The organism is Pseudomonas sp. LBUM1649, assembly GCF_059716155.1.
In genome coordinates this window covers 5,696,508-5,707,500 of the sequence record NZ_CP166807.1, presented here as the reverse complement: position 1 = coordinate 5,707,500, position 10,993 = coordinate 5,696,508, and the positions used below count along the sequence as shown (strand labels likewise).

The window sequence follows — 10,993 nt, the reverse complement described above, 5'->3', positions numbered from 1 at the left end:
TGTAACGGGGCTCAAACCATACACCGAAGCTACGGGTATCACTTAGGTGATGCGGTAGAGGAGCGTTCTGTAAGCCTGTGAAGGTGAGTTGAGAAGCTTGCTGGAGGTATCAGAAGTGCGAATGCTGACATGAGTAACGACAATGGGTGTGAAAAACACCCACGCCGAAAGACCAAGGTTTCCTGCGCAACGTTAATCGACGCAGGGTTAGTCGGTCCCTAAGGCGAGGCTGAAAAGCGTAGTCGATGGAAAACAGGTTAATATTCCTGTACTTCTGGTTATTGCGATGGAGGGACGGAGAAGGCTAGGCCAGCTTGGCGTTGGTTGTCCAAGTTTAAGGTGGTAGGCTGGAATCTTAGGTAAATCCGGGATTCTAAGGCCGAGAGCTGATGACGAGTGTTCCTTTGGAACACGAAGTGGTTGATGCCATGCTTCCAAGAAAAGCTTCTAAGCTTCAGGTAACCAGGAACCGTACCCCAAACCGACACAGGTGGTTGGGTAGAGAATACCAAGGCGCTTGAGAGAACTCGGGTGAAGGAACTAGGCAAAATGGCACCGTAACTTCGGGAGAAGGTGCGCCGGTGAGGGTGAAGCATTTACTGCGTAAGCCCACGCCGGTCGAAGATACCAGGCCGCTGCGACTGTTTATTAAAAACACAGCACTCTGCAAACACGAAAGTGGACGTATAGGGTGTGACGCCTGCCCGGTGCCGGAAGGTTAATTGATGGGGTTAGCTAACGCGAAGCTCTTGATCGAAGCCCCGGTAAACGGCGGCCGTAACTATAACGGTCCTAAGGTAGCGAAATTCCTTGTCGGGTAAGTTCCGACCTGCACGAATGGCGTAACGATGGCGGCGCTGTCTCCACCCGAGACTCAGTGAAATTGAAATCGCTGTGAAGATGCAGTGTATCCGCGGCTAGACGGAAAGACCCCGTGAACCTTTACTATAGCTTTGCACTGGACTTTGAATTTGCTTGTGTAGGATAGGTGGGAGGCTTTGAAGCGTGGACGCCAGTTCGCGTGGAGCCAACCTTGAAATACCACCCTGGCAACTTTGAGGTTCTAACTCAGGTCCGTTATCCGGATCGAGGACAGTGTATGGTGGGTAGTTTGACTGGGGCGGTCTCCTCCTAAAGAGTAACGGAGGAGTACGAAGGTGCGCTCAGACCGGTCGGAAATCGGTCGTAGAGTATAAAGGCAAAAGCGCGCTTGACTGCGAGACAGACACGTCGAGCAGGTACGAAAGTAGGTCTTAGTGATCCGGTGGTTCTGTATGGAAGGGCCATCGCTCAACGGATAAAAGGTACTCCGGGGATAACAGGCTGATACCGCCCAAGAGTTCATATCGACGGCGGTGTTTGGCACCTCGATGTCGGCTCATCACATCCTGGGGCTGAAGCCGGTCCCAAGGGTATGGCTGTTCGCCATTTAAAGTGGTACGCGAGCTGGGTTTAGAACGTCGTGAGACAGTTCGGTCCCTATCTGCCGTGGACGTTTGAGATTTGAGAGGGGCTGCTCCTAGTACGAGAGGACCGGAGTGGACGAACCTCTGGTGTTCCGGTTGTCACGCCAGTGGCATTGCCGGGTAGCTATGTTCGGAATAGATAACCGCTGAAAGCATCTAAGCGGGAAACTAGCCTCAAGATGAGATCTCACTGGGACCTTGAGTCCCCTGAAGGGCCGTCGAAGACTACGACGTTGATAGGTTGGGTGTGTAAGCGCTGTGAGGCGTTGAGCTAACCAATACTAATTGCCCGTGAGGCTTGACCATATAACACCCAAGCAATTTGCTTACTTCGAGAGAAGCATCAGATTGCGGTGTGTGAAGACGAAACGAACCGAAAGTTCGAGATCTCACAAAACACCTGGCTATCACATACCCAATTTGCTGAAGCGAGGCCAACTGGCCACGACTCAGTACCCGAATTTCTTGACGACCATAGAGCATTGGAACCACCTGATCCCATCCCGAACTCAGCAGTGAAACGATGCATCGCCGATGGTAGTGTGGGGTTTCCCCATGTGAGAGTAGGTCATCGTCAAGATTAAATTCCAAAACCCCTATCTGCGTATGCAGGTAGGGGTTTTGTCTTTTCCCGAAAGAAAATCACGATGACTCGTGCACAAATTGGCACAGTTATTTTCGATTCAGGGCACTAGAATAGGCCCAACCTTTTCGGAGTCAGAGCGTTATATGCCAGATCCGGTTGACGCCTCAAGGCTGTCAGAATTACCGCTGAACGATTTGGTGGCATGCCACGAGTGCGACTTGCTGATGCGCAAGCCCGAGCTCGACCATGGCGAGAAAGCCCTGTGCCCGCGATGTGGCTACGAGCTCTATGCCCATCGATACAACGTCGTGCAGCGTAGTCTCGCCCTGGTTATTGCGGCACTGCTGTTGTATATCCCGGCGAACTTTTTACCCATCATGCAACTCAATCTGCTCGGGCAGTCGTCGCAAGACACTGTCTGGAGCGGGGTTGTCGCGCTTTTCGATACAGGCATGCAAAGCGTTTCAGTCATTGTGTTCCTGAGCAGCATGGCAATTCCGCTGCTCAAGCTGCTCTGCCAACTGGTCGTATTGCTGAGTATCCGTTTTGACGTCGGACGCAGCTACGGATTGCTGCTTTACCGTATTTACCACCATTTGCGGGACTGGGGGATGCTTGAGGTTTACCTCATGGGCGTACTGGTCGCGATCGTCAAACTGGCAGATATGGCAGCAATGACCATCGGCCTTGGCCTGGCGTGCTTCATTGGATTGTTGTTGGTTCAGGTCTGGCTGGAGGTCGTGATGTCTCCTCACCAGATCTGGCAGGCTTTATCAGGAGAGGATGCCCATGCGGGCGATTGATGCAGGCATTCTGATTTGCGCCGAATGCCATGAATTGAACAAGCAGGAAGCTGATACCGACGAACAGATCTGCACTCGCTGCGGCGCGCTGGTGCATGCCCGCAGCCCGAACAGTGTGGCGCGGACCTGGGCGTTGCTGATCACCGCCGCGATTCTTTACGTGCCGGCCAATGTGCTGCCGATCATGACCGTGAGCTCCCTGGGCAAGGGTGATCCCAGCACCATCATGTCCGGTGTTATCCAACTGGTTCAGCACGGCATGATTCCCATCGCCGCGGTGGTGTTTATCGCCAGCATTGTGGTGCCCACGTTCAAATTGGTGGGTATCGCCTTGCTGCTGTTTTCCGTGCAGCGCCGCCAGCCACTCTCGGCCCGCCAGCGCATATGGATGTACCGCTTTATCGAGTTCATCGGCCGCTGGTCGATGCTCGATATCTTTGTGATTGCCATCCTGGTGGCGGTCGTGAATTTTGGACGGCTTGCCAGCATCGAAGCTGATCTGGGCGCCATTGCGTTCGCCAGCGTGGTGATTTTGACGATGCTTGCCGCAGTAACTTTCGATCCCCGACTGATTTGGGATAACACGGAGTCGGACGACGACCATGACTGATCTGCCTACAGCTAAAACCCGACCTGCTTCGAACTGGTCGGCCATTTGGGTGTTGCCCCTGATTGCCTTGATCATTGGTGGCTGGCTCGGCTGGCGCGCCTACACCGAGACCGGTATCGAGATTCAGGTACGCTTCGAAAGCGGTGAAGGCATCCAGGCCAACAAGACCGAAGTCGTCTACAAAGGCATGTCGGTCGGCAAGGTGAAAACCCTCAAGCTTGATGATGAAGGCAGCTCCAAAGGGGTGATCGCGACCGTCGAGATGAACAAGGACGTGGAGCAATACCTGCGCACCAGCACGCGCTTCTGGCTGGTCAAGCCGAGCGTGACGCTGGCCGGTATCACCGGGCTGGAGACGCTGGTCTCGGGTAACTATGTCGCGATCAGCCCGGGTGAGGGCGAGCCTGCCCGCAAGTTCAAGGCCCTGGCCCAGGAGCCGCCGCTATCGGACGCCCAGCCCGGCCTGCACCTGACCATCAAGGCTGATCGCCTGGGTTCGCTGAACCGTGGCAGCCCGGTGTTCTACAAGCAGATCAAGGTCGGGCAGATCAAAAGCTACGTGCTCTCCGAAGACCAGAGTACTGTCGAACTCAAGGTCTTTATCGAGCCGACCTACGCCAAACTCGTGCGCAAACACACGCGCTTCTGGAATGCCAGCGGCATCAGCATCGATGCCAACCTGTCCGGTGTAAAAGTACGCAGTGAGTCCCTGGCCAGTATCGTTGCTGGCGGTATTGCGTTTGCCACGCCTGAAAACCGCAAGGACAGCCCGCCAACCGATCCGAGCCTGCCGTTCCGTCTTTATGAAGACTTCGACGCGGCCGCCGCCGGGATCAAAATCAAGGTCAAGCTAAGTGACTTCGAAGGTTTGCAGGCTGGCCGCACGCCGGTGATGTACAAAGGTATTCAGGTCGGCACACTCAAGGCACTCAAGGTCGATCCCGATTTGTCCGGTGCCAGCGCCGAGTTGACGCTGGACCCCCTGGCCGAGGATTACCTGGTCGATGGCACCCAGTTCTGGGTAGTCAAGCCGTCGATTTCCCTGGCGGGCATTACCGGCCTTGAAGCATTGGTCAAGGGTAACTACATCGCCGTGCGTCCCGGGGACAAAGGCGCCGCGCCGCAACGTGAGTTTGTCGCACGGCCTAAGGCGCCGCCGCTGGATTTGCGTTCACCGGGCCTGCACCTGGTGTTGTTCACCGATAACCTCGGCTCGCTGGAAGTGGGCAGCCCGGTGCTCTACAAGCAGGTCAAGGTGGGCTCGGTACAGAGTTATCAGTTTTCGCGCAAAAAGAAACAGCTGGTGATTGGGGTCCATATCGAGAAGGAATACGAAGACTTGGTCAACGCCTCTACGCGGTTCTGGAATGCCAGTGGCATCACGTTGACGGGCGGACTGACCGGCGGGATTCAGGTTAAGAGCGAATCGCTGCAAAGCCTGATGGCCGGCGGCATCGCCTTTGAAACACCGGAGGCCAAGGCGCCATTGCAGAAGCGCATCCCACGTTTCCGCCTGTTCGCCAGTCATGAGCAAGCCAACCAGAAAGGCGCAATGATCACGATCAAGGTCGACCGTGCCGATGGCCTGCATACCGGCACACCGATCCGCTTCAAGGGGCTGGATGTCGGCAAGATTGAAGACGTCGACCTGAGTGACGATCTGCAGTCGGTGCTACTGACTGCGCGGATCGATGAAGTCCCGGATCGCATCGCTCGCGTCGGCAGTCAGTTCTGGGTGGTCAAGCCCGAGCTGGGGCTGATCAAGACGTCGAACCTGGAAACATTGGTCACCGGGCAATACATCGAGGTGCAACCGGCACCGAAGAATCTGGGGCCGCAGAAGAACTTCGTGGCGTTGGCCAGTCCGCCGGAAACTGCCAAACAGGAAGCCGGTTTGAGCCTGGTGTTGAGCGCTCCTCGCCGTGGTTCGCTGAAGGCTGGTGTACCGGTGACTTATCGAGAAATCACCGTGGGCAAGGTCACGGGTTATGAGCTGGGCCAGACGGCTGATCGTGTGCTGATCCGCATCCTGATCGAGCCAAAGTACGCGCCATTGGTCCGCAGCGGCACGCGCTTCTGGAACACCAGCGGTTTTGACTTTGATGTTGGCCTGTTCAGAGGGGCGACGGTGCGTACCGAATCGCTGGAGACGATGATTCAGGGCGGTGTTGCCTTCGCCACGCCGGACGGCGAGCGCATGGGCAACCCGGCGCGGACGGAGCAGACATTCCCGCTGTTCGACAAGTTCGAAGAGGAATGGCTGACCTGGGCGCCGAAGATTTCGCTCGGTAAATAACCCTGAGCTAATAAGGCGTCAGGAATGACGCCTTCGCGAGCAGGCTCGCTCCCACAGGGGATTTATGTACACCGGTCCACTGTGGGAGCGAGCCTGCTCGCGAAGAGGCCCTTAAGAGCACTGTAAGAACCACAAAGAAGGCCGCGATCCATTGGAACGCGGCCTTTTTCGTATCTAACGGTTCAACTCAAACCGTATCCAGCTCCGGCTCATCCGCCTCAACATTTACAGTCGCCTTCACCTCATCGTGGCGACGAATGTACTTCCAGTCATCCTCATCGATGTAGATGCCAGCCGGGCCGCTGCCACCTTCCAGGTCGATGGCGACACTGGCGCAGACCTGCGGCTTCACACTGGCCAGGATTGGCACGAAGCCCAGTTGCAGACTGGTTTCGAGCAGCGCCGCCTGGTTTTTCTCGTCGATGTCCGCGGCCTCGTCGAGGTAGTACGGCAAGCGCACACGCCCGGCCAGGTCGCGGTCCATCAAGTGCAGCAACAAATACATGTTGGTCAGCGCCTTGATGGTCATGGTGGTGCCGTTGGACGCGGCGCCGTCGATGTCGGTGTGGATCACCGGCGATCCATTGACCTTGGTGATCTCGAACGCCAGTTCAAACAAGTCCTTGAGGCCGAGCTGGTTGTGGTTCGCCGCCACCAGCCGCGCCAGGTATTCCTTGGCCTCTTCGTTCTTGTTGTCTTGCTCGGCGCTCTGGCTGAGGTCGAAGACGGACAGGGTCTCGCCTTCTTCGTACTGACCGGCGCTGTGGATGATCTGGTCGATGTGCTTGAGTGCTTCTTTGTTCGGCGCCAGCACGATGCGGAAGCTTTGCAGGTTGGACACCTGGCGCTTGTTGATTTCGCGGTTGAACAGCGCCAGCTGGTGCTCGAGGCTGTCGTAGTCGCTGCGGATGTTGCGCAGGGTCCGGGCGATGTCGGTAACGGCCGCACGCCGGGCCTTGCCCAGGGTCAGGGCTTCATCGGTGCGGTGAGCGTAAGCGTTGATCAGCAGTTGCAGGCGACGTTCCATATCGTCTTCGCTGTCGAACTTGGCCACGCCCTTGAGGCGCACCTGGGCGTACAGCGCCTCGATCTGGCCATCGGCGCGCAGCAGGCCTTGCCAACTGTCCTGATAGTCGTTGAGCAGTGGCAGCAGGTTGTCCATCGAGTCGTCGACCGGATCCATGAACGGCGTGCCGAACGGCAGATCCGCCGGCAACAACTGACGGCGGCGCAGGGCGTCGTCGAGGGTGCGTTGCTTGGCTTCCATGTCACCGATCTGCCGGCCGACCAGTTGCAGCTTGGCCGACAGTTGCTGGACGCGCTCGGTGAAGGCATCGCTGGAACGCTTCAGTTCGTCCTGTGCGGCCTCCATCTGCGCCAGCTGCTCCAGCTTGTCGCTTTCTTCGGCGCTCAGGGTTTGCGCGCGACGGAAGTCTTCCAACGCTTTCTGGGCATCCAGCACCTGCTGGTACAGCGCTTCGGTCTGGGTCTTGCTCGCGGCGCGGTCGGCAGCCACGGCTTGCTGGGTCTTCAGTTGCTTGAGTTCTTTGTCCAGGCGCTCTTTCTGATCGCGCAGCGCGGCGCGGTCAGCCAGGGCTTGCAGAGCCGGTGGCTCGATGTGCGAGAGGTCGATCGACAGGCCCGGCACTTCGAAGCGCTCGCCTTTGAAAGCGTCGAGAATCAGCTCCATGGATTTCACCCATTCGCCGTTCTCGTCGAGGGTGATCCCGTGTTCGCCCAGCGGCAGGCTGAAAAGTGCGCTGTTGAACAGACGCATCAGGCGCTCGACGTCCTGTTGCGAGAACTCTTCGCGCAGACGCGCGTAGCTGTTGTTGTCGGCGTGATCCAGTTGCTGCTTCACCGACTTCAGGCGTTTTTCCAGATCGCGCAGGCGTTCCTCCAGGTCCTCGGCACTGAACTGTCGCGACTGCGCCAAGGCACCTGCCAGCTCGTCGTGGGCGTCCTTGGCCGCGAGCAATTGTTGCTCAAGCACCTTGACGTCATCGACCAGGGCAAACCGATGCTTGAGCACCGACAGCTCGCCGAGCCAGCGCTGGATGCCAGTAATTTCCCGCTCCAGACGCATCAGCTCCTGGGTGCCACCACGTTGATCGTTCTGCAGGGCGTCCTGCTCGTGGCGATAGTGCTCGGCCTGGATGGTCAGCTCTTCCTTGCGGGCGCTGGCGTAGTCCGACCAGGTGCCGAGCAGGGAGTCGAGCAGCGGCGAGATCCGGTGCAGCTTGCCGCGCAGGATGTCGCGCTGTTTCACGCCGTTGGCCAGGGCTTCGACCAATGGGCCGGCGGCCACCAGCGAGTTGTAGTCCTGCTCCATGCGGCGTACGTCGCGGAAGGCCTCTTCGCAGGCGGCGATGTAATCGACGCTACCGGAGCGCAAGCTGTGCTCGAACGCATCGAGAAACAGTTGCTTGAGCTTGGCCGCGGTGATTTCACGCATGTGCAGCAGGTTGATGAACAGTGCGCGGAAGGTCTTCAGGCTCTGTTCGCTGGTGGAGCGCAGGGGGATCAGTGTCAGGTCCAGCGGGATCGAGGTGTGTCCACCGACCAGCAAGCGGCGCAGTTCATCGGGCTTGAGTTCGTAGGCTTTCAGGCCTTCGCGCTCAAGGTTGCTGAACAGTTCTTTCTGGCGCAGGCAGGTGTCGTTTTTCTGGTAGTGGGCCAGGTCCAGCTGGCCGGCATAGGCAAAGAACTGGTGACCGAAGCCACCACCCGGACCGCGTCCGACCACGCCGATCACGTGAGGTCCATGGGGCAGGTTCACCTCCACCAGGATGTAGCTGGTGTCGGAGGCGAAGTAGAAGCGCCGGGATTGCTCCAGGCTGTACTTGCCGAAGCTCATGTCCGACATGCGCGCCAGGATCGGGAACTGCAGCGCATTGATCGAAGCGGATTTACCGAGGTTGTTCGCGCCATAGACCGACAGTGGCTCTTCCAGCGGGAACAGGCCGAGGCTGTAGCCGGCGGTGTTCAGAAGGGCAAAGCGGCGGATGCCGTAGCGTTCCTTGCTCATGCGTCGAGCTCCTGTTCTTCGGCAATGGCACGGGCTAAAGCGTCATCTTCGTTTTCGCCGGCGCTCTCTACCTCAAAGTCGCTGAGGTCGAGCGGGTCGTCGGTCTGCAGCAGTTTTTCGTCGCTGTCATCGTCGATCAGCACCGGTACCGGCAGCGGCAATACGCTGTGCAGGCTGGCCGCCAGGTCACGGTCCTGTTGCACTGACAGGCACACATCGAGGAAACGGTGCATCGGCGGCAGGAAGCGGTACACGCCGTTTTCTTCGCCGGCGAAGCCGAGCTGGGTCATGCGTCGCATGATTTTTTCTTCCAGCTCATCCTGGGTCTGCACTTCGGCCTGGATGAACAGGTCGCGGTACTTTTCCAGCAACGAAGGCAGTTCATCGCGACCGAGGCTGCCACCGTCGAGCACGGCGATCGGGTCGCGGCCCTGGTCGGCCAGGTGCTCGACGAGGATGAAGGTGAACAGCGCCAGGCGCTGTGCGGTCTTGTTCACCGTCGCGGCCGCCAGGTCCGGCACGAAGTAGTAGAAACCACGGGTGTCGCAGACCAGTTCAAACCCCAGGGCCTTGAACAGCGTGCGGTACTGGTCCTGGAAGTTCGACAGTTGGGCGTACAGCTCCGGGTCGCGGCGGCTGACGTGGTAGCCCTTGAACAGCTCGCGAAAGATCGGTGCCAGTTGGGACAGTTCGGATAGATCAAGATGCATATGGGGTGCTCGCAGAATCCTCGGCGGCGGCGTCGCCGACCGAGAGCAGGGCGAAGGAGCGCAGGCTGACCTGGTGCTCGTGTGTGTGGTAATCGCGACGTTCCAGGCGTTCGCGCTTGAAGCGTTTTTCCCGTGACAGGCGCGAGAACCAGTACAGCAATTCGTCGGTGGCGCCGTCCGGCTCCTGCTCCAGCAGCCAGGTCATCAGGTCCGGCAACGGCAGGGCGTCTTCGCAGCGTTCGAGCATTTCGCGAACCGTGCGTGGCGCACGCGGGGATTCGCCTTTCTGGGTCTTGTGGGCCTTGGGGAAGCGCGCCGGCTTCGGTTCGAAACGGGCCAAGGCGTAAACGTAGGCCTCGACCTGGCTGGCGCTGCCGAGGAAGGTGCTTTGCGGTCGTGTGAACAAGGGCATGGCCGCCTGCGGCACGGCATCGATGCCTTTTCGGCGAATGGCGGCCAGGGCCAGTGCCGCGCCTCGGGTGACGGCATTGTGGCGACGTGCCTCCTCACGCAGCGGCAGCAACAGTTCGCGCGCGTGACGCAGGGTCAACTGGGCACTGGTCTGCATTTCGAGGATGCGCGCGTGGGTGCGCAGCAGCATGTCGTCGTCGACCAGGTGGCCGAGGCGCTGCTGTTCGCTGAGCATCTTCAGCAGGACGGTTTCGACCTTGCGCACGCCTTGTTCGAAGGCGCCGTCGGCGTTCACCAGATCAATCATCGGCTCGACGTATTCGTCCCAGGTCGCCAGCACTTCAGCGTAACGCTGGCGCAACGGAATCTGCCGGTCGCTGGTTTTCGCCCGTTCGGCGACCGCCACCAATGCCTGTTCGTCGTTATCGAGTTTTTTCAGCACGTCACGCACGCGCATGTCGAGCAGGCGCAACTGGCGGGCCAGGTCATTGCCGTCGCGGATATCGAACGCGTCCTGGATATAACCGGCCAGACGCTCGAGGTGGCGCAGGTAGGCTTCGATTTCCAAACACAGGCCCAAACGGTGTTCACGGCGCAGGTAGGCGAGGAAGTCGTGAATTTGCGCGTTGAGCTCGAAACGGTTCGGGCTTTTCGCCACCGGAACCAGAATATCGAGGCGAATCCACACGTCCAGCAGGCTGGTGATGTCCTGCGGCGTACTGTCGAGTTGCTGGGCGCCTAGTTGCGTGCGCAGTTCGTTGAGGCTCAGGGTGCCTTGGTCGAAATGCTCACAAAGCGGCTCCAGAAGTGCCCAGTGTTCAGCGAGGGCGCGCAAGACGCGCTTGGGTTCGATCATCGGAATGGCCGGCTGGTTGGCGATTAAAAGCCGCGATTGTACTGCATCAGGCGCGATGCGATTCACTCTCGGGACGGGCTGTCGCCATTTTTCATAGGTGGAAAGACTATCGGTGAAGTCTATCGATCAACAGCGGGCGATCTTGAGCGAAGAGCGGTAGAATCTCCGCACTTTAGTTATCCACAAGTGGCCGACCTTTGCTTATCGAGTCCCGTCGTCGCGCTTAT

6 protein-coding genes and 2 rRNA genes (1 of these 8 running past the window's edge) are annotated in these 10,993 nt (G+C 58.6%); 5 read left to right on the top strand and 3 right to left on the bottom strand.

Features of this window, described 5'->3' with window-relative positions; genetic code table 11:
- From ACA058_RS26390 to ACA058_RS26370, 5 genes are all read left to right on the top strand, one after another.
- Window positions 1-1,772: ribosomal RNA gene (locus ACA058_RS26390) — 23S ribosomal RNA — on the top strand (it extends 1,120 nt beyond the left edge of the window).
- Window positions 1,773-1,930: 158 nt separating this feature from the next.
- Window positions 1,931-2,046, top strand: a 5S ribosomal RNA gene (gene rrf / locus ACA058_RS26385).
- A gap of 149 nt (window positions 2,047-2,195) precedes the next feature.
- Entirely contained in the window at window positions 2,196-2,855 is a 660-nt protein-coding gene (locus ACA058_RS26380) for a paraquat-inducible protein A (RefSeq protein ID WP_497640007.1), read from the top strand.
- A complete protein-coding gene (locus ACA058_RS26375; protein WP_497636581.1) occupies window positions 2,842-3,465 on the top strand; it encodes a paraquat-inducible protein A in 624 nt (207 codons plus the stop codon). The genes ACA058_RS26380 and ACA058_RS26375 overlap by 14 nt, the downstream gene beginning before the upstream one ends.
- Complete coding sequence (locus ACA058_RS26370) at window positions 3,458-5,761, top strand: PqiB family protein (RefSeq protein ID WP_497636580.1); 2,304 nt, start codon at window positions 3,458-3,460, stop codon at window positions 5,759-5,761. The genes ACA058_RS26375 and ACA058_RS26370 overlap by 8 nt, the downstream gene beginning before the upstream one ends.
- A 187-nt stretch (window positions 5,762-5,948) precedes the next feature.
- Here ACA058_RS26370 and mksF read toward each other — a convergent pair whose 3' ends face one another.
- From mksF to mksB, 3 genes are read right to left on the bottom strand one after another with little or no spacing between them, the layout of a single operon-like run.
- The gene (mksF, locus tag ACA058_RS26365) at window positions 5,949-8,789 is read right to left on the bottom strand and encodes an Mks condensin complex protein MksF (protein ID WP_497636579.1); all 2,841 of its coding nucleotides are present in this window, start codon (window positions 8,787-8,789) and stop codon (window positions 5,949-5,951) included.
- A complete protein-coding gene (mksE, locus tag ACA058_RS26360; protein WP_497636578.1) occupies window positions 8,786-9,499 on the bottom strand; it encodes an Mks condensin complex protein MksE in 714 nt (237 codons plus the stop codon). The genes mksF and mksE overlap by 4 nt, the downstream gene beginning before the upstream one ends.
- On the bottom strand, window positions 9,489-10,766 hold the full coding sequence (gene mksB / locus ACA058_RS26355; protein ID WP_497636577.1) for an Mks condensin complex protein MksB: 1,278 nt from the start codon (window positions 10,764-10,766) through the stop codon (window positions 9,489-9,491). Before mksB ends, mksE begins: the two co-directional genes overlap by 11 nt.
- Between the last annotated feature and the right edge of the window lie 227 nt (window positions 10,767-10,993).

Excerpts from the sequence above, each read along its gene's own strand:
- ACA058_RS26380 (WP_497640007.1), top strand. The coding sequence starts at position 2,196 with ATGCCAGATCCGGTTGACGCCTCAAGGCTGTCAGAATTACCGCTGAAC.
- ACA058_RS26375 (WP_497636581.1), top strand. The coding sequence starts at position 2,842 with ATGCGGGCGATTGATGCAGGCATTCTGATTTGCGCCGAATGCCATGAA.
- ACA058_RS26370 (WP_497636580.1), top strand. The coding sequence starts at position 3,458 with ATGACTGATCTGCCTACAGCTAAAACCCGACCTGCTTCGAACTGGTCG.
- mksF (WP_497636579.1), bottom strand. The coding sequence starts at position 8,789 with ATGAGCAAGGAACGCTACGGCATCCGCCGCTTTGCCCTTCTGAACACC.
- mksE (WP_497636578.1), bottom strand. The coding sequence starts at position 9,499 with ATGCATCTTGATCTATCCGAACTGTCCCAACTGGCACCGATCTTTCGC.
- mksB (WP_497636577.1), bottom strand. The coding sequence starts at position 10,766 with ATGATCGAACCCAAGCGCGTCTTGCGCGCCCTCGCTGAACACTGGGCA.